This is a genomic window from Aminobacter sp. J41, assembly GCF_000526635.1.
In the GTDB taxonomy this organism is placed as follows: Bacteria; Pseudomonadota; Alphaproteobacteria; order Rhizobiales; family Rhizobiaceae; genus Aerobium.
In genome coordinates, this window is the sequence record NZ_JAGL01000010.1 from 1 (window position 1) to 18,990 (window position 18,990).

At 63.8% G+C, this 18,990-nt stretch carries 16 protein-coding genes; 10 read left to right on the plus strand and 6 right to left on the minus strand.

What is annotated here, in order from left to right; translation table 11 throughout:
- Positions 1-208: 208 nt before the first annotated feature.
- Both L630_RS0108900 and L630_RS0108905 read right to left on the minus strand, forming a co-directional pair.
- Positions 209-1,927 carry a DUF882 domain-containing protein gene (locus L630_RS0108900; protein WP_024847908.1) on the minus strand — a complete coding sequence of 573 codons (1,719 nt, stop codon included), beginning with the start codon at positions 1,925-1,927 and terminating at the stop codon, positions 209-211.
- Positions 1,928-2,216: 289 nt separating this feature from the next.
- Positions 2,217-3,758: a sigma-54 dependent transcriptional regulator gene (locus L630_RS0108905; protein WP_024847909.1), complete on the minus strand. Its 1,542-nt coding sequence runs from the start codon at positions 3,756-3,758 to the stop codon at positions 2,217-2,219.
- Positions 3,759-3,897: 139 nt separating this feature from the next.
- Here L630_RS0108905 and L630_RS0108910 point away from each other — a divergent pair, with 139 nt between their 5' ends.
- From L630_RS0108910 to L630_RS0108950, 9 genes are all read left to right on the plus strand, one after another.
- A complete protein-coding gene (locus L630_RS0108910) occupies positions 3,898-5,763 on the plus strand; it encodes a M3 family oligoendopeptidase (protein WP_024847910.1) in 1,866 nt (621 codons plus the stop codon).
- A gap of 15 nt (positions 5,764-5,778) precedes the next feature.
- Positions 5,779-6,936, plus strand: a complete 1,158-nt coding sequence (locus tag L630_RS0108915) for an aminodeoxychorismate synthase component I (protein ID WP_024847911.1) — start codon at positions 5,779-5,781, stop codon at positions 6,934-6,936.
- The gene (locus L630_RS21235; RefSeq protein WP_051473173.1) at positions 6,885-7,547 is read left to right on the plus strand and encodes an aminotransferase class IV family protein; all 663 of its coding nucleotides are present in this window, start codon (positions 6,885-6,887) and stop codon (positions 7,545-7,547) included. Before L630_RS0108915 ends, L630_RS21235 begins: the two co-directional genes overlap by 52 nt.
- Before the next feature lie 7 nt (positions 7,548-7,554).
- Positions 7,555-8,469: a DUF3445 domain-containing protein gene (locus L630_RS0108925; protein WP_024847912.1), complete on the plus strand. Its 915-nt coding sequence runs from the start codon at positions 7,555-7,557 to the stop codon at positions 8,467-8,469.
- A 141-nt stretch (positions 8,470-8,610) separates the two neighbouring features.
- On the plus strand, positions 8,611-9,015 hold the full coding sequence (locus tag L630_RS0108930; RefSeq protein WP_051473160.1) for a hypothetical protein: 405 nt from the start codon (positions 8,611-8,613) through the stop codon (positions 9,013-9,015).
- An 82-nt stretch (positions 9,016-9,097) separates the two neighbouring features.
- Positions 9,098-10,351, plus strand: coding sequence for an AMP-binding protein (locus tag L630_RS0108935; protein WP_024847914.1), 1,254 nt, complete (start codon positions 9,098-9,100; stop codon positions 10,349-10,351).
- A gap of 180 nt (positions 10,352-10,531) precedes the next feature.
- Complete coding sequence (gene hemH / locus L630_RS0108940; protein WP_024847915.1) at positions 10,532-11,596, plus strand: ferrochelatase; 1,065 nt, start codon at positions 10,532-10,534, stop codon at positions 11,594-11,596.
- 108 nt (positions 11,597-11,704) lie between these two features.
- A complete protein-coding gene (locus L630_RS0108945; protein ID WP_024847916.1) occupies positions 11,705-12,670 on the plus strand; it encodes an SPFH domain-containing protein in 966 nt (321 codons plus the stop codon).
- Positions 12,671-12,698: 28 nt separating this feature from the next.
- Positions 12,699-13,160 carry an NfeD family protein gene (locus tag L630_RS0108950; RefSeq protein ID WP_024847917.1) on the plus strand — a complete coding sequence of 154 codons (462 nt, stop codon included), beginning with the start codon at positions 12,699-12,701 and terminating at the stop codon, positions 13,158-13,160.
- On the opposite strand, the gene L630_RS0108955 is transcribed toward L630_RS0108950, so the two are convergent.
- The gene (locus tag L630_RS0108955) at positions 13,157-14,155 is read right to left on the minus strand and encodes a KpsF/GutQ family sugar-phosphate isomerase (RefSeq protein WP_024847918.1); all 999 of its coding nucleotides are present in this window, start codon (positions 14,153-14,155) and stop codon (positions 13,157-13,159) included. The genes L630_RS0108950 and L630_RS0108955 overlap by 4 nt on opposite strands.
- Before the next feature lie 172 nt (positions 14,156-14,327).
- Here L630_RS0108955 and L630_RS0108960 point away from each other — a divergent pair, with 172 nt between their 5' ends.
- The gene (locus L630_RS0108960) at positions 14,328-15,812 is read left to right on the plus strand and encodes an outer membrane beta-barrel protein (RefSeq protein ID WP_024847919.1); all 1,485 of its coding nucleotides are present in this window, start codon (positions 14,328-14,330) and stop codon (positions 15,810-15,812) included.
- A gap of 7 nt (positions 15,813-15,819) precedes the next feature.
- Here L630_RS0108960 and L630_RS0108965 read toward each other — a convergent pair whose 3' ends face one another.
- The 3 genes from L630_RS0108965 to L630_RS0108975 all read right to left on the minus strand — a co-directional run bounded on the left by L630_RS0108965 (position 15,820) and on the right by L630_RS0108975 (position 18,535).
- The gene (locus tag L630_RS0108965; RefSeq protein WP_024847920.1) at positions 15,820-16,902 is read right to left on the minus strand and encodes a nickel/cobalt transporter; all 1,083 of its coding nucleotides are present in this window, start codon (positions 16,900-16,902) and stop codon (positions 15,820-15,822) included.
- A 16-nt stretch (positions 16,903-16,918) separates the two neighbouring features.
- The gene (locus L630_RS0108970) at positions 16,919-17,569 is read right to left on the minus strand and encodes a DUF1007 family protein (RefSeq protein ID WP_024847921.1); all 651 of its coding nucleotides are present in this window, start codon (positions 17,567-17,569) and stop codon (positions 16,919-16,921) included.
- Positions 17,570-17,638: 69 nt separating this feature from the next.
- Entirely contained in the window at positions 17,639-18,535 is an 897-nt protein-coding gene (locus L630_RS0108975; protein ID WP_024847922.1) for a LysR family transcriptional regulator, read from the minus strand.
- Between the last annotated feature and the right edge of the window lie 455 nt (positions 18,536-18,990).

Below are 18,990 nucleotides of genomic sequence, written 5' to 3' on the forward strand. Positions count from 1 at the left end.
AAGTCGATCACCGCGTCGATCTTGCGCAGCAGGTGATCTGCTGGAACAAGGCTCTCGAGCGTCACCATCTCGATCGCCGTCTGAACTGGAGCAGGTTTCTTCAACATGCCNCACTGAATCAAAAACCTCCGGCCGAAGCCAGAGGTTTGTCAGCAGTCTGAAGGCAGCGAATTCGCTGCCTTTTTGTTTTCCGGGGCGTGGTGTTCCGTCAGTTCTTCTCGGTCGGGAAGCGCGCCACCGACATGAAGGTGACAGCCTTGCCGGTGAACCGGTTGGGATTGACGTCCGGGTTCTGCTGGAAGCCAACGGTGTAGACGGTCTCCGGAGCGCTCCAGACGACATTGTAGGCTTCGCCGTTGGTGGTGCCGCCGGCCGAGTTGACGTCGACGTCGCGGCGGAAGGCCCAGCGGACCAGAGTCTGGTCGAGCGGAACGACCTTTGCCTGCGAGTTCTGCTTCGTGCTGCCCGGCTGCGGACGCGGCGCCTTGGCAGTGGTGCGAACTCCGGAGTCAAGCTCGCGGCCAATCGGGGCAACGCGCGGCTTCTCGGAGAGAGCTGCCATGCGCTCGTCCGGCTGCGGTGCCGGCGGAATCTCAACTGCCGGCTGGCCAAGAGCTGCCGAACGGGTCTCGGGCAGGGCAGCCAGCGCGAACACGTCGCCATCGGTCGAAGCCGCGGCTACCTGCGTCACCGAGGCAACCTGATCCGTGTCGAGCGCCGGACGCCTGGTCGGGATCGGGACGTTGCTGATCACGACGCCAGCGCGAGCATCGGCTGCGGACATGGCGAGCATCTCGGCGATTGCCTCCGAGCCACCCGTCGGGGCGCGTTCTGCGGCGATTGCCGAAATCGGCAGGTCGGACGCAGCGGCGACCTGAACCTCAGGTGCGTACTCCGGACGGCGGGTCGGAACCGGGACATTGGCGAGAACCGGGCCGACTTCGGCCTGCGGCTCAGGCGCAGCGGCCGTGGCGCCAACCGCGATGCCCGGAACGATCGGCTGTGCGGGCTTCGCGCCGACGTCCAGCATCGGACGCGGAGCAGCACCCGGAACCGGGGCGTTGCGCTCAGGCAGAGCGGCGATGATCGTCTCCTGCTGCGGTGCAGGCGTTGCGACCGGGGCCGGGGCGGCCTCGCGGACCGGAGCGGCCGGAGCCGGCTTGCGGGCCGGAGCAGCAGCGCGCTCCTCGTTGTTGTTGCGGTTGCCGCCGCCGAACAGCGCACTCAGCAGGCCATTGCCCGAGCCGGCAGAAGCGCGCGACGAACCGGTGTCGGTGCTGGCCAGCTGGATATTGGCGGGCGCCTTCTTGCGCGACTTGTACTCGGCGAGCGCCTGCTGGTAGCCGGGCAGCGGCTTGCCGTCCGCCGGCAGATGCAGCGTCCTGCCGTCCGGGAACAGGGCCATCAGTTCCTGGCGGCTCATGCGCGGCCAAGAGCGGACGTTGCCGGTATCAAGATGGACGAACGGTGCACCGGACTTCGGATAGTAGCCGACGCCGCCGACCTGGGCCTTGAAGCCCGCCGCACGCAGCGTCGAGAGCTTCACGCCCGGAATGTAGAAGTCCATCGCCTTGCCCTTCATGTGCTGGCTGTTTTCAGCCACGCCGGACGAGCGGCTGCGAAGGGAGGCGTTGGTGGTAGGGGAGCGATAGGCGGATACGACGTGGATGTAATCACGCGCGCCGACGGCCTGATAGACTTCCCAGACGAGGTCCAGGAGCTTGGGATCCATCTGAGCCGGCTCATTTCGACGCCAGTCGCGCAGGAAGCGGTTGATCTGTTCGAGACCCTTCTTGTCGTAGCGCCCGTTGCGCTTGAAGGTGATCTCCGCTCGTTCCTTCGTGTGAATGAAGAAGAGCTTGAGGGTTCGGGTCTCTGCAGCGGCGTTCGAAACGGCACCGAAGGAGATCAGGATGGCGACCGCCAATCCTCCCAGCTTGTTAAGCCGGGATTTCCCCTTGTTCGAACGCAGATCCTCAGGTCGGTCAAGAATGCTCAAAACGCGTCGCCTATCGGCTGTTGACTGGTCCCCGGAAAAATCGCGGGCTCGGTATGGTTAAGCCCGACTATCATCCTTAATGGTTAATCACTGCTTAGTGTAGCATGATTGCGGACAGACAGTGGCGATATCGTGGCGAGCGTCCACAAGCGATGTTATGGTAAACAGACCCTAAACGGGTGAAAAGCCAGTCAGGCGCTGCGTCAGTTCGGCCCTTTCAGGCGACGCGCTCGCTGCGTTCCTCCTCGGGTGCAATGCCCATTTCCTTCAACTTGCGATAGAGCGTCGAACGGCCGATGCCGAGCCGGCGGGCCACTTCGCTCATCTGACCGTTGTAGTGGTCGATGGCGCGGCGGACCATCTCATGCTCCACTTCCTCAAGGGTTCTGAGGTGGCCGCGGGCGTCGAGGATGCGCATGAAGCCGAAGGGTGCGTCAGCTGCTGCGTCATCTGACGAAGGCTGCGGTGCCACTTCCGGTTGTGCGTGTGGCTGGGTTGGAGAACGTACCTCAGGGGCATGAGAACGGACTTCCGGCGCGGGGGCAGGGGCCGTTTCGTAAGCCGAGACGTCGATACCGTCGACCTGCGCCCTGATCTGCGGAAATTCGTTTTCCGTCAGCAGTTCGCCCTCGGCCAGCACGACCGCGCGGAAGATCGCATTCTCCAGCTGGCGGATGTTGCCCGGCCAGTCATAGGCCTTGAGCATGGAGAGCGCTCCCGGAGTGATGCCGGTGATGCGCCCACGCGCCTCAGCGGGGCCAACGCGCGAAATGAAATGCTGCACCAGCGCCGGGATGTCCTCGCGCCGTTCGCGCAGCGGGGGCACGTAGATCGGGAAGACGTTGAGGCGGTAGAACAGGTCCTCGCGGAACTTACCTTCCTCGACGCGCTGCATGAGATTGCGGTGCGTTGCCGAGATGAGGCGGATATCGACCTTGACGGTTTGGCGCGCGCCAACGGGATCGACCTCGCCTTCCTGCACCGCGCGCAGAAGCTTGACCTGCACGTCGAGCGGCAGGTCGCCGATTTCGTCCAAGAACAGCGTGCCGCCGTTCGCCTCGACGAACTTGCCGACGTGCTTCTCGGTCGCGCCGGTGAACGAGCCCTTCTCGTGGCCAAACAGGATGCTCTCGACCAGGTTGTCCGGGATCGCGCCGCAGTTGACGGTAACAAAGGCCTTCGAGCGGCGGTCGCTTTCGGCCTGGATCGCGCGGGCGATCACTTCCTTGCCCGAGCCGGATTCGCCTTCGATCAGGATCGGGATGTTGGAGCCGGCTGCCTTGCGGGCGAGTGAAATCACTCGCTGCATCGCGGGGCTGCCGGTGACGATGTCGTTGAAGGTCAGCGTCCCGGCGGCACTTTTGCGCGCGCGCTTCGCCTCGCCGCCGAGGCTGTCGACCTTCAATGCGTTGCTGACGGCAACCTGAAGCCGCTCTGGCGAGGCGGGCTTGACCACGAAGTCGAACGCGCCGGCGCGCATTGCCGACACCGCTGTGTCGATGCTGCCCTTGGCGGTCTGGACGATGACCGGAAGCTCGATGTCGCGCTCGCGCATCCGCTTGATGACCTCGAGACCATCCATGCCGGGCATGACGAGGTCGAGGATGACGACGCCGATGTCGGCGCCGCGTTCAAACGCCGCAAGCGCTGCCTCGCCGCTGTCCGCTGTCACTGCCTGATAGCCAGCTTTCGTAACGGCAGCTTCGAGGAGCCGTCGCTGCACGGGATCGTCATCGACTATCAATACGGATCGGGCCATGGAACTTTCGTAGAATATCGCTAGGCTGAAACGAACGAGTTGGCTCAACATGGCACAGAGGTCTGAACACCGGCTCAAGAAACCCGGTGAACGGCTGGTTGCCGGCCTGACTAAAATTCGAATCATGCGAGCGGATTGAATGCTGCATCTCAACGACTACTCACTGGCCCGCGGCGCTGCCGCACCCTCCACCTCGGCTGCTGCGACAAGCGAAGCGACCGAGGGGCTGCCGGAATGGAACCTCGCCGACCTCTACTCCGGCATCGACGCGCCGGAGTTGGAGGAAGACCTGCGCCGCGCGGCCGACGAGTCGGCTGCCTTCGAGGCACGGTGGAAGGGCAAGCTGAAGGAAGCGGCCGAGAATGCGGCCTCCGGCGGTCTCGGCCAGGCGCTGAAGGAGTATGAGGCGCTGGACGATCTGCTCGGCCGCATTGGCTCCTATGCCGGCCTTCTTTACACGGCCGACACCTCGGATCCCGTCCGCGCCAAGTTCTACGGCGACGTGCAGGAGAAGCTCACCGACGCGAGCGCCAAGCTGCTGTTCTTCACGCTCGAGCTTAACCAGATCGACGACGCGCTGGTGGATGCCGCGTTTGAGGCCGATGCGACCTTCGCGCACTACAAGCCGTGGGTCGTCGATCTGCGCAAGGACAAGCCGTACCAGCTCGAGGACCGCATCGAGCAGCTGTTCCACGAAAAGTCGATTACCGGGCGTGGCGCCTTCAATCGCCTGTTCGACGAGACGATGAGCAGTCTGCGCTTCGACATCGGCGGAGAAAAGCTCGCGCTGGAGCCTACGCTCAACCGGATGCAGGACCCGGACGAGGCGGTGCGCCGGGAGGCGGCGGAAGCACTCGCCACGACCTTCCGCGAGAACATCCGCCTGTTCACGCTGATCACCAATACGCTCGCCAAGGACAAGGAAATCTCCGACCGCTGGCGCGGTTTCCAGGACATCGCGGACTCGCGGCACCTCGCCAATCGCGTCGAGCGCGAAGTGGTCGACGCGCTGGCGGAGGCGGTGAAGAGCGCCTATCCGAAGCTGTCGCACCGCTACTACGCGATGAAGGCGAAGTGGCTCGGCATGGAGCAGATGAACCACTGGGACCGCAATGCGCCGCTGCCGGAGACGCCCAAGGCGACGATCAGCTGGAACGACGCGCGCGAGACGGTGCTGTCGGCCTACGGCAAATTCGACCCGCGCATGGCGGAGATTGCCCAGCGCTTTTTTGACAAGAACTGGATCGACGCGCCGGTGCGCCCGGGCAAGGCTCCGGGTGCCTTCGCGCATCCGACCGTACCGTCGGCGCATCCCTATGTGCTGCTCAACTATCAAGGCAAGCCGCGCGACGTGATGACGCTCGCGCACGAGCTCGGCCATGGTGTCCACCAGGTCCTGGCCGCCGAGCAGGGCGCACTAATGGCCTCGACGCCGCTAACGCTTGCCGAGACTGCTTCGGTGTTCGGCGAGATGCTGACCTTCCGCTCTATGCTCGACCGCACGACCGATAAGCGCGAGCGCAAGGCGATGCTCGCGCAGAAGGTGGAGGACATGATCAATACGGTCGTGCGCCAGATCGCCTTCTACGAGTTCGAGCGTCGCATCCACACCGAGCGCCGTAGCGGCGAGCTGACGAGCGAGCGGATCGGCCAGCACTGGCTCGACGTCCAGGCAGAGAGCCTCGGGCCGGCAATCGCGTTGCGCGACGGCTACGAGACCTTCTGGGCCTACATTCCGCACTTCATCCACTCGCCGTTCTACGTCTACGCGTACGCGTTCGGCGACTGTCTTGTGAACTCGCTCTTTGCTGTATACATGCAGGCAGACAAAGGCTTTCAGGACAAGTATTTCGACATGCTGAAGGCTGGCGGCACCAAGCACCATTCCGAGCTTCTGGCTCCTTTCGGTCTTGATGCGTCGGACCCCGCGTTCTGGGGCAGGGGCCTTTCCATGATCGAAGGGCTGATCGACGAACTTGAGGCGATGGACCAGCAGCCGGCCTGAATTCGGACTGCGCTCATGTATCCCAGACGATCGATTGCCTGCTTCCGGAATGATCTGGATGGCAGCGAGCTGCTGTTTGCCAAGCCGCAAGAGGTGATCGTCGCCTGGGAGCCCGAGGAGTTCCTGCCGGCGCTGGCGCGCGTCGAAGAAGCCCGCAATTCTGGAAAGTGGGCAGCGGGGTATCTGTCCTACGAGGCGGGCTACCTGCTCGACCCAGCGCTGCTGTCGTCGATGCCGGAAAAGCGCAACGCGCCGCTGTTGTGCTTCGGCGTGTTCGACGGGCCTGCCGAGCCCACGGACGTCGCAGACCTCAACCTCGACGAGCCGACCAACGCGTCGATCGCCAATCCGCGCGCGACCTGGTCCCGGGCCAAGTACACCGAGCGATTTAAGCGTCTGCACCAGCATCTCGCGCAGGGCGACTGCTACCAGGGCAACCTGACCTTCCCGGTGGAAGCCTCTTGGGAGGGCGATCCGCTCGCCATCTTCGGCGCGCTGCGCCAGAAGCAGCCGGTGCGCCATTCGGCCTTCATCGACCTCGACGGGCCGGTGGTGCTGTCGCGCTCGCCGGAGCTGTTCTTCCAGGTCTCGCGCGACCGCTGGATCGAGACGCTGCCGATGAAGGGCACCGCTCCGCGCGGCAAGACGCCGGAGGAAGACGAGGCGCTGCGCGAATTTCTGCGCAACGATCCGAAGAACCAGGCCGAAAACCGGATGATCGTTGACCTCCTGCGCAACGACATCTCGCGCATCAGCGAGGTCGGGACGCTCGACGTGCCGGAGCTGTTCCGGGTCGAGAGCTACGCGACGGTGCACACAATGGTCAGCCTCGTGAAGGCGCGGCTCATCGAGGGGCTGGAGTTCCGCGACATCCTCGCGGCGCTGTTCCCGTGCGGGTCGATCACCGGCGCGCCGAAGATCAGCGCCATGAAGATCCTGCGCGCGCTTGAGGACGGGCCGCGCGACGTCTATTGCGGGGCGATCGGCTGGCTGGCACCAGACGGGCGGATGCAGTTCAACGTCGCCATCCGGACCATCTCGCTCTACCCCGAGGGACGAGCCGTCTACAATGTCGGCGGCGGCGTGGTGTTCGATTCCACCGCCGAAGGAGAATATGAAGAATGCCTGCTGAAGGGCCGGTTCGCGACGGGGGAAAAGCCCGCTTCCATCTGATCGAGACGCTGCGCTTCGAGCCTAAAGAGGGCCTCGTCCGCAAGGATCTCCATCTCGCGCGCCTCGCGCGGTCGGCGCGGGCGCTTGGCTTTGCCTTCTCCCCGGATGAGATTGAGGCGGCGCTTGCGGCGGAACTGCGCGATGCCGATGCCCCTAAGCGGGTGCGGGTCGGCCTCGAAGCCGACGGAAGCTTCACGATTGAGGCAAAGCCGTTCGCGCCGTTGGCGGAAGGCACTGTCTGGAAGCTGCGCATTGCTTCGACAAGGCTTGCCTCCTCCGATGAACTACTGCGGCACAAGACGTCGCTGCGCTCTGCCTACGAGGCGGCGCGGGCGGAATTTGCCGCCGATGAGGCCGACGACGTCCTGCTCCTGAACGAGAAGGGCGAGGTGTGCGAAGGCACGATAACCAGCGTGTTCGTTGAGCTGGATGACGGCAGGCTGGCAACACCGCCGCTCGCATGCGGGCTGCTGCAGGGCGTGATGCGTGAGGCGCTGTTGCTGGAAGGCCGGACCGTCGAGCAGGTCCTTCGCCCGGACGACCTGCGGCATCGCAAGCTCTTTGTCGGCAACTCGCTGCGTGGTCTGATAGAGGCTCGACTGGTTGGATAAGCAGGAAATGACGCTCGCGTACACGCCCTATGACGGTTCGGGCCCTCTTTTCAGGATCGGACTGAAGCCGCTGGAACTCGATACCTGGATCGAAATCGACGACCTCCTCGGGCCGTATCTTTCCGAAAAGAACAGGCTCTACGACACCATCCCGGACAAGATCTTCGCCGCCGAGGAAGGAACCGAAGAGGCGCAGGCAGAAGTTCTCGATCTGCTTGTCGAGCACCTGCTGGCGAAATTTCCGCAGACGTACCAGCGCGACGGCAGCGCGATCGTGCTGCCCGAACTCGGCAGACGGGTGGAACTTGAAGGCGTCAACCCGCTGAAGGCTGCTTCGTTCCTCGTGCAGGAGGACCTGGTCATCATGCGCCGTGGCGATGATGGCTGGCGGTTGGCGGCAGCGGCGCTGTGCTTTCCATCATCCTGGCGGCTCGACGAAAAGTTCCGCAAGCCGATCGACAAGATCCACACGCCTGTTCCCGGCTTCGGCACTGGTACGCGCAACGCGACGGTGATCGAGCGCATCTTCGACAAGCTCGCGGTCGAGCTGCCTGTCGAGCGGATGAACTGGTCGCTGCAGCTCAACTCTGAGCTCTACCATCCGCTGTCGGACATGGAGCGTGATGAGCGCGCGGCCAACCGGCCGTCGCGGTTCACCGACGAGGATCTCGCCGCATCGCTCTTCATCCGCGTCGAGCGGCAGACGCTGCGCAAGCTGCCCAAGACCGGCGACATCCTGTTCACGATCCGCATCTACCTCGACCCGATGACCCGGCTGCAGGCGCATCCCGAGCGGGCGCGAATCGCCGCGGGCTTTGCCGAGCAGCTGATGGCGCTCGGCGAAGCGCAGCTCGACTACAAGGGCTTCACCGCCGACAGGGACAGGCTGGTTGCGGAACTCAGGAAGATGGCGGAAGCCTGAGCCAACTTATTCCTGCGTTGCAAGACTGCAACGATCTTGCATCCTGAACGTTATCAACCGGGGCGCTTTCTACGCTGCCTTGCGTTCGCCTGCAAAAACGGCGAAGGACGAGTTAATCGTACCGAGGAGAGGACAATCGGGATGATGAATGCGGGAATGATTCGCGTTACCGCCGCAGCGGCAATGGCGGTGGCGCTGGCGGCTTGCCAGAGCGCCGGGCCTCCCCCCATGCGTGGCGGGCCGGCTGGTCCGTCGACGATGCCGGGCAGCGGCTTTGAAGGCGAATGGATCAGCACGGATGGTGTGGCGATTTCGCGCTTCTCGGGAGGTCGTTTTGAAACCATTGCGACCGATACCGGAAATAAACTCGCTGACGGTAATTACACGCAGACGGACGCGGATACCGTCTCCATCACCGTGAATTCGCTGGTTCGAGGTGGGACGACCCTCGTGAACTGCAGATTGGCAACGCAGACGATGCTGAACTGCACGGCTACGAGCGGCTCGCAGTTTCAGTTGATCCGCCAGTCTAGCGGAATTTCCTGAGAACCGGCCTGGCTCCCCCTTGCCTCCGCTGCAGGGCCGCTGCGATAGTGCCCTGACAGGTGCCGGAGGCCAGGGAGGAACAATGGCGGCCAGTTACGACGAGGCAGAGCGACGCCCGCAAGAGGCGCGCGAGGCCGATCTCTTTGCACGTCTTCCGCAGTTTGTTGCCTCGGCGATCAAATATGCGCCGGGGCTGGCAGAGTGGCTCAAGGGTGTTGATCCTGCCAGCCTGACGTCGCGCGAGGCGCTGCAGCGTCTGCCCATCCTGCACAAATCGGACCTGATGGAATTCCAGGCAAAGGCGCCGCCCTTTGCCGGGTTCGCCAATCCCGAGCAACTGCGCGGCGGGCGCATCTTCATGTCGCCCGGCCCAATCTGGGAGCCGCAGGGGCTTGCCGACGATCCGGCGCAGGCAGCGCGCGCTTTCTATGCGGTTGGTGTGCGGGCAGGGGACATCGTCCACAATTCCTTCTCCTACCACATGACGCCTGGCGCCTTCATGATGGATCACGGCGCGCGGGCGCTGGGTTGCGCGGTCTTTCCGGCAGGCACCGGCAACACCGACATGCAGGTCGAGGCAGCTGCGGCGCTGAAGCCGACCGTCTACTGCGGCACACCGGACTTCCTGAAGGTTTTGCTCGACCGCGCCGCCGAGACCGGCAAGGACCTGTCTTCGTTCAAGATCGGCCTCGTCAGCGGTGGAGCGCTGTTCCCGTCTCTGCGCTCCGAATATTTCGAGCGCGGCGTGCGGGTTTATCAGTGTTATGCAACTGCCGAGTTCGGCGTCATCGCTTATGAAAGCGCGGCCGAAGACGGCTCGCCGAACCCCGGCATGATCGTCAACGAGAACCTGATCGTCGAGATCGTCCGCCCCGGCACCGGCGATCCGGTGCCGGAGGGCGAGGTGGGCGAGCTGGTCGTGACCAGCCTCAACCCGGCCTATCCGCTGGTGCGGCTTTCGACCGGCGACCTTTCGGCTGTGCTGCCGGGTCGCTCGCCGTGCGGGCGCACCGGCATGAGGATCAAGGGCTGGATGGGCCGCGCCGACCAGCGCACCAAGGTCAAGGGCATGTTCGTCGACCCGAAGCAGATCGCCGAGGTGCTGGCACGTCATCCCGAGCTCAAGCGTGGCAGGCTGGTCGTCGGGCGCGAGGGGGCGCGCGATGTCATGACTTTTCTGGTCGAACCCGGCGAGGGTGCGAATGTCGATGCGTCGGCGGTGGAGGCTACGCTGCGTGACGTGACCAAGCTGGGCGGCAAGGTGAGACCCGTCGATCCGGGCTCCCTGCCGAACGATGGCAAGGTGATATCCGACGAGCGGGACTACGCCGCGTAAGAGCTCGGCGCACTTCTGCCATTCCGGAATCGCAGGGCTCCAGTAAGTCGTTGATCTGGCGCAGGGCGGGCGGCAGCCGCGGGTGCAGATTCTTTGGAATGTCTCTAAGGTGTGGCAAGCTGCACCCTTGCATTGAGCAAGGATCGGCCTAGTTTCCGGCGACTTGCTAGGAGAACGCAGATGAACTCTCTCGCGGCACCGGCCGACGACAGGACACGCACGACAGGACCGCTGCCGGAAGGCCATCCGCCCGTTCGCCAGGGCAGGATCGGCGTCCTTCTCAGTAATCTCGGAACGCCGGACGGAACCGACTACTGGTCGGTGCGCCGTTACCTGCGCGAATTTCTGTCGGATCCGCGCATCATCGAGGCGCCGCGCGCGGTATGGCTGCCGATCCTTCACGGCATCGTGCTGACCACGCGCCCGCAGAAGGCCGGGAAGAACTACGAGTCGATCTGGAACAAGGAACGCAACGAGTCGCCGCTGCGCACGATCAGCCGCGCGCAGGCCGAAAAGCTCGCCGAGGCGTTCAAGGACGACGATCGCATCGTCGTGGACTGGGGCATGCGCTATGGCACTCCCTCGATCCGCAGCGCCGTCGACAACCTGATGAAGCAGGGCTGCGACCGGATCGTCATGTTCCCTCTCTATCCGCAGTTCTCGGCAACGACGACCGCGACGGCCAACGACCAGCTCTACCGCGCGCTGATGAAGATCCGGCACATGCCGACCGCGCGCTCGGTGCCGCCCTACTTTGACGAGCCGGTCTATATCGAGGCGCTAGCCCGCTCGATCGAGAACCACCTCGCCAAGATCGATTTCGAGCCGGAGGTCATCATCACCTCCTACCACGGCATTCCGAAGAGCTACTTCGAGAAGGGCGATCCCTATCACTGCCACTGCCTGAAGACGACGCGCCTGCTGCGCGAGCGCCTGAAGCTTTCGGACAAGCAGATGATCACGACCTTCCAGTCGCTGTTCGGCAAGGCCGAGTGGATCAAGCCCTACACCGACAAGACGGTGGAGAAGCTGGCGAGCGAAGGCGTGAAGCGCATTGCCATTGTCAATCCGGGCTTCTCGGCGGACTGCATCGAGACGCTGGAAGAGATCGACGGTGAGGTGCGCGAGGTCTTCATGCATGCCGGCGGTGAAAAGTTCACGCACATTCCGTGCCTGAACGATACGCCGGAAGGCATGGAAGTGATCGAGACGCTGGTGCGGCGCGAGCTGCAGGGCTGGATCTGACGGCTCTCGCCTTCTGATTGTAACGCGGCGAAAACGGCCTTACATCTGATCGCGGGGCCCGTGACGGGTCATGACCGCCTGATGCTGGTCTGGCGATTGGAGGTATTGATGCCGTTTTCGGGTTTCGACGTTCTTGTTCCGGTGCTGGTCGTTCTCGTCCTGCTCGTCATTTTTGCGGGCATCAAGACCGTCCCGCAGGGTTACAACTACACCGTCGAGCGCTTCGGCCGGTACACGAAGACGCTGACGCCAGGCCTCAACATCATCGTCCCGTTCATCGACCGCATCGGTGCGCGGATGAACATGATGGAGCAGGTGCTCGACGTTCCGACCCAGGAAGTCATCACGAAGGACAATGCGACGGTGTCGGTGGATGGCGTGGCCTTCTATCAGGTGCTGAACGCGGCGCAGGCTGCGTATCAGGTGGCGGGGCTGCAGAACGCGATCCTGAACCTCACCATGACCAACATTCGCTCGGTCATGGGCTCGATGGACCTCGACGAGCTGCTTTCCAACCGCGATGCGATCAACGACCGGCTGCTGCACATCGTCGATGATGCGGCGCAGGCCTGGGGCATCAAGATCACTCGCGTCGAGATCAAGGACATCAACCCGCCGAAGAACCTGGTCGACTCTATGGCCCGCCAGATGATGGCCGAACGCGACCGTCGCGCCGAAATCCTCGTTGCCGAGGGCCGCAAGCAGGCGCAGATTCTCGAGGCCGAAGGCCGGCGCGAAGCTGCGTTCCGCGACGCCGAGGCGCGTGAGCGCGCCGCCGAGGCGGAAGCCCGCGCAACTCAGATGGTTTCGGAAGCGATCGCCAAGGGCGACATGCAGGCGCTGAACTACTTCATCGCGCAGAAATACACCGAGGCGATGGCGCAGATCGGCACGGCACCAAACAGCAAGATCGTGCTGATGCCGCTGGAGGCCTCGTCGCTGATCGGCTCTCTCGGCGGCATCGGCCAGATCGCCAAGGAACTGTTCAGCAATGACGCGCCGGCCGCGCAGCGACCGCAGGTGACGCGACCGGCTGCCCGGCCGCCAGTGGTCAATCCCGAGCAGGGTCAATAAGGCGGCAAGCCGCGCGGGGGAGGTTCACATGATCGCGCAGTGGTTCAGCGACATAGGGCCGTGGAGCTGGATGGTGATTGGCGTCGCGCTGCTCGCGCTTGAGGTGATGTCGCCCGGCGTCTACCTGCTCTGGTTCGGCGTCGCCGCGATCCTCACCGGGCTGCTCTCGTTCCAGCTCTGGGACTTTGCTTTCTGGGGCTGGCAGATGCAGGTGCTGGCCTTCCTGATCCTGTCGCTCGCTTCAGTGCTGATCGGGCGTCGGCTGTTTCCGGCCACCGGCGCCGATGATACCGACCAGCCGCTTCTCAACCAGCGCGACCGCCAGCTCGTCGGCCGGCTTGCGACGCTGACGGAGCCGATCGTCAACGGCCACGGCCGGGTGCGCATCGGCGATACGCTCTGGCGTGTCACTGGTGAGGACATGGCAGAGGGAACGCGCGTGCGCGTCGTTGCCGCGGAAAACGGAGAGCTCAGGGTCGAGGCGGCCTAGGCCGCGCCAATTCGCAACAGGTCGTGCAGATGGACAAGGCCGATCGGCTTGTCGTCTTCGACGACGAAAACGGTCGTGATCGACGACGAATTCACCAGCTGCAGCGCCTTGCCGGCCAGCGTGTCCCGGTCGACGCGCTTAGGATTGCGGGTCATCACCTCGTCGACCGTCTGCGTTAGCAGGTTCGGGCCGAGGTGACGGCGAAGGTCACCGTCGGTGATGATGCCGGTCAGGCGGCCGTCTTCAGAGACGATGCCGACGCAGCCGAAGCCCTTGCCCGAAATTTCCGAGACAGCTTCAATCATCAGCGTGCCGGACTTTACCAGCGGCAGGCTGTCGCCGACATGCATGATCTCGCTGACCTTGACGAGGCTCGCGCCGAGCTTGCCGCCGGGATGGAAGGTGCGGAACTGGTCAGGAGTGAAGCCGCGCGCTTCGAGCAGCGCGATCGCCAGCGCATCGCCCAGCACCAGTTGCATCGCGGTCGAGGTCGTCGGTGCCAGGCCGTGCGGGCAGGCTTCCGCCGTCTTCGGCAGTGCCAGCAGAACGGTCGACTCGCGGCCGAGTGTGGAGTCGACGCCCGAAGTGATGGCGATGATCGGAATGTTGAAGCGGCGCGCATAGGTGACAATGCCCTTCAGCTCCGCCGTCTCGCCCGACCAGGAGATGGCGAGGATCGCATCATCGAGGTCGATCATACCGAGGTCGCCGTGGTTGGCTTCGGCCGGGTGGACGAAGAAGGCTGGCGTGCCGGTCGAGGCCATGGTCGCCGCGATCTTCGAGCCGATGTGTCCGCTCTTTCCAACGCCGGTGACGATCAGGCGGCCGGTGATCTTGCTGATGAGTTCGACCGCTTCCGCGAAGGGCTCGGCAAGGCCGTTGTTAAGGGCACTTGCCAGCGCAGCCAAGCCTTCTGCTTCCGTGTTCACGGTGCGGATGGCGGACTGGGCGGCGGCCTTGCGATCGATCGGGGTCGAAAGAGTGTTTCTGCGCATGAAATGCGCTTAACGCCTCCGCAAAAGGATGTCCAACGCTGCGTTGAGCGTGCGTCGCCGCACGCATCAATTCTCCATTAACCATCGCTGTTTACGGTCCGGTAAAGCTTCGGCGCGGGGTGCGCCACATGACCGGGCGACGATGGCACCAACTCCTTGTGACAGGACAGGCTTGCGGGCGGCTGCACTGACGATAGCGGCCGGTGTCGCGTTCGCCTGCGTGCCCGCTGCCGCGCAGGACCTGCCGACACTGCGCGGAGCCGTCGCCGAGGAAGACATCAACAATGAGCTATTGGGCGGTGCAGCCTCTCAATCGCCATTCGGTGACGAGGAAGAGGCCCGGCCGCGACAAAGTCGCCAGCAGCGGCGGGCCGCCGCAGCGCAGGCTGCCGAGGCGGAGGAGGTATCCGCCGCCACGCGTACGCCCACCGCTACCTCCGAGGATCCGGAACGCAACCAGCGCGCGGCAGCCGATGCGATCCGCACTGGCGCGATCGAGGGCAGAGGCGCTGGGCCGGAAGAGAACCCGTTCGACCCGGTTGGCCTTCGCCTGGGAACCTTTACCGTGCGGCCGCGGCTCGATCAGGGTATCGGCTGGACGTCGAACGCCAATTCGTCAGAGGACGGCAAGAGCTCGACCTACTCCGAGACGGCGCTGCGCCTCAATGCCATCTCCGACTGGTCGCGGCACAGCGCGACCGTCGATGCCGGCCTCAACTGGCGCAAGTCCATCTCGGGCAAGAAGATCGATGAGCCGGAAGGCGGCATCAATGGTGAGCTGCGGCTGGATCTCGGCGGCGACATCAACGCGGTAGCCGGTGCCGGCTATCGCGTGCGCGAGGACTCTGCGTCGTCGCCGTCGCTGGTCGCCGGCGTTGCTGACCGGCCGCTGCGCCACACGCTGACGGGGATCGTGGGCGTGACGCGCGACATCGCGCGCTTCCGCTTCGGGCTGACGGGCGACGTTTCCCGCAATTTCTATGGCGACGCGAAGCTCGACGACGGGTCGGTCGTCTCACAGGCGGAGCGTGATTCGACACTGGCGACGGCCAAGCTGCGGCTGGGCTATGAGATTTTTCCGGCGATCCGGCCGTTCATTGAGGCCGAGGCCGGCCGGCGCTTCTATGACGAGACGCGCGACAGCGCGGGCTACGAGCGCTCGGCCGACCGTTACGCTCTGCGTACAGGTGTCGAACTGGACCTGCGTGAAAAGCTGACCGGCGAGATTTCAGGTGGCTGGCTGACAGAGCGGCCAGATGACGACCGGCTCGCCTCCATTTCAGGCTTTGTCACTGCTGGCCGGCTGTCGTGGTCGCCGGTCCGCGGCACGAGGGTCGACCTTAACGCCGCAACCGAAGTCGAAGGCACGACCAGTGCGGGCGAGACCGGTTCGCTGCTCTATACGGGCAGCGTAGAGGTGAATCATCAGCTGCGTTCGAACCTGACCGGCCGCGCGGCCGTCGGGCTCGAATACCGCGACTACGCGGCTTCGGATGCGCGTGACACGGTACTGTGGGGCGAGGCGGGTCTGACCTGGTGGCTGAACCGCTATGCCGGAATCACCGGCCGCGCGCGGCATGAGGTCCAGCGCAGCAATTTGCCTGGCCGAGACTACGACGAGACAAGCGTCTATCTCGGCACGACTTTCCAGCGCTGAGCGGCGGTCAGGCCGTCAGACTTGCGGACAGCAGCATTACACCCAGCAGGAAGACGAAGGCAGCGCCGGCGATCTCGATCGCCGCATGGACGCGATTGCCGGTGCGGCCATCGCCTGCAACTGCGACCGCCCAGTTCTTGGCGGTCACCGCAAGGATCGCGAGGACCGACACGGTGATCGCCGTGCCAAGGCCCATCGCGAGCACTGACAGCACGCCCGCCACATAAAGCCCGTTGAGGAAGGCAAAGGACAGGACGATCAGTGCGCCGGTGCAGGGGCGCAGGCCCACCGCAATGATCGCCGTCCATGCCGTCTTCCAGTCGAAGCGTTCGCCGCCGATGAGTTTCGGATCCGGCGCGTGCGAGTGGCCGCAGCTTGGGCAGACATCGTCATGATGGTGATGGCCATGATGTTGGTGATGATCGTGCGCATGGTCATGGTGATGATGACCATGGCTGCAGGCGTGATGATCGTGATGGTGGTGATGCTCGTGGTGGCTTGCCGCCGAGAGGCTGTGCGCAGGCTGGCCCACGAACAGGGCGCGCAGGCGCGGCCATGCCTTCTGCCACAGCAACCAGGCGCCGAACGCCGTCACCAGCACGTAGGAAGCAACTTCCAGGAAGCGCGTCGCGTCGGTCATCGATACCGACGTGCCGCGCAGGATCAGGAACACGGCCGCCATGATGATGATCGCCGTCAGTGACTGCAGCAGCGCCGACAGGAACGACAGCAGGATGCCGCGCCGCAACGCCACCTCGTTCGCCAGCATGTAGGAGGAGATCACCGCCTTGCCGTGGCCGGGCCCCGCGGCATGGAAGACGCCGTAGGCAAAGGAGAGGCCGACAAGCAGCCATGCCCCGCCGCCGCCATCACGCATCGAGCGCAGCGCGCCGGTCAGCGAGCGATAAAAGTTCTGTTGGTGGACGTTGATCCAGTTGAGCAGCCCCGCGAACATGCCGGTCGCGGGTAGCGTCGCCTCGTTCGAGCCGATGCCGAGCGAGCTTTGCGAATGGCCGGCCGAGACGAGCGTGGCAAGCAGGCCGGTGGCGGCGATCAGGAGGAAGGCGGCGCGCGTCGCGGGCTTCTGCATGAGGCTCGCAATTCCCTTATGAGCAGGTCAGTTCAAGGCGGGTGGCGAACAGCTTCGACATGTCGTTGCTGGACGGGTCCTCGAAGAACGCTTCCGTGAGCTTGTCCTGGTTCATCGCGATCGCCTCGTCGGGATCAGGGCGGACCACCGTCTTCTTGCAGCTCGCCGGCAGAGGGGCAACGGACATGTTGTCGTCTTCTGAAAAATCGATCGCCGTGTAGAAGGTCGGGTCATAGACACCGAAGGAGAGCGTGCCTTGCAGGGCCAGCTTCTCGACGGGCTTCGATTCAAAGAAGACGATCAGCTGGTTGTCCTGGTAGTTGGCGAGGATCGCCTCCGGCGGTGTCATCTTCACCGCTTTTCCCGCGTTTTCGACGAACTGGAAATAGTCGAACTCGGCAAGCGATTCGTGGATGACCTTGCCGACCTCTTCGAGTTCGTCGTCGTCGAGGGTCAGATCGGAATTCTTGTCGAATTCCAACAGGACGGTCGAGGAGAACAGGTCATCGAAGCGCCAGACATGGCGCAGTGCCTCGACCGCGCCATCGCCAGTGAGCGCCACTTCGAGATTCGCTTCGGCAAATACGTGAGGATGGGACAGGGCATTAGGCGTGGTCGCCAGGAGCAGGGCGGCCGCGGCCGAAATGATTGACCGTGTCGTCTTCACGTCCGTTCCGTTCCTTTTGGATCTTGCGCCAGCATCGTCAGAAACCCGGCGAAATTGGGACCTGCGAGCTCAACCCTCATGCTGCTTGAACCATTGCGCGAGGTAATCGACGAACACCCGGATCTTGGCCGGCAGGTAGCGCCGATGCGGATAGACGGCAAAGATGCCGCCGCCACGCGGTGTCCATTCATCGAGCACCGAGACAAGTTCACCGCTCGCAAGCGCCGGTTTGGCGATGAAGTCGGGCAGGGGCGCAAAGCCCAGCCCGGAGATTGCGGCAGCTCGTGTGGTCAATGGGCTGTTGACCTCGATAGGACCTGATACCGGAACCGAGAAGAGCTCACCATTCTCGCGCATGAATGGCCAATTCGCCAGCCAGCGGCCGTTGGTGTCGACAAGGCAGGGCAGCTTGACGAGGTCCTGCGGCTTTTCGGGCCTGCCAACGCGTTTGATGAGATCGGGCGAACCGCAAATCTTCAGCGAAAACGGCGCCAGCCGGCGCGCGATCATCGACGAATCTTCGAGCCGCGTGATGCGGATGGCGACGTCGAAACCTTCCTCAACGAGGTCGACGAAGCGGTCGTCGAGCTGGATGTCGAGGACAATGTCCGGATGTTCCTTCGCAAAGTCGATCAGCGACTGGCCGATAGGTGCGTCGGAGAAGGTCCGAGGTGCAGTCAGCTTGATGCGGCCGCGCACGTCGCCCGCCGAGTTGCGCACGCTCTCGGCCAGGCTGTCGATCTCCTGGATCAGCTCGGACGCGCGCTTGTAGTAGATGTGGCCGGCTTCGGTGAGCGAGAACTGGCGTGTGGTGCGGTTGAGCAGCAGGGCGCCAAGCTCGTCCTCCAGCTCACGGACATACTTTGACAGCAATGCCTTCGAACGCCCGATCTTGCGCGCGGCCGCCGAAAATCCCTCTGCCTCCACCACATCGACGAAGGCACGCATGCGTGTCAGCGTGTCCATATAACTCCCGCAAATCGTCCAAACTGGAACGAGGCGCGAAGCTTTGTTCATTTGGCGCGGCAGATCAAGGGCGGCCTTAGGAAATGGTAACTGTTGCAGGCGGGACTCACCCTTGCGCGAAGCTGTGAGAGACGTGAATTAGCCATTGATTGTGAAAAGCGATTTCCCTATATGCCCGCTTGCCCAAAGTCGCACGTGCCTGTGGGTGTCCGCCGTAACCTCGTTTGGTGAGGGAAATCGGTAAGGTACCTGGAGCCAACCACTCCAGTCGGTCAGACGGCCAACCGCTGATCCGAGGACACCTTGAAGCAACGACGGTGCGGGCCTTTCTGGTGCTTGCCGGTTGTCCATAGACCGGGGTTACTGAAGAGGCACACCTTCATTGCCGGCAGTGCGGAGGGTTCTCCAAGCCAAGGCAGACAAAAGAACGAATCTTCGCCGCAAGGCGCAGGTTC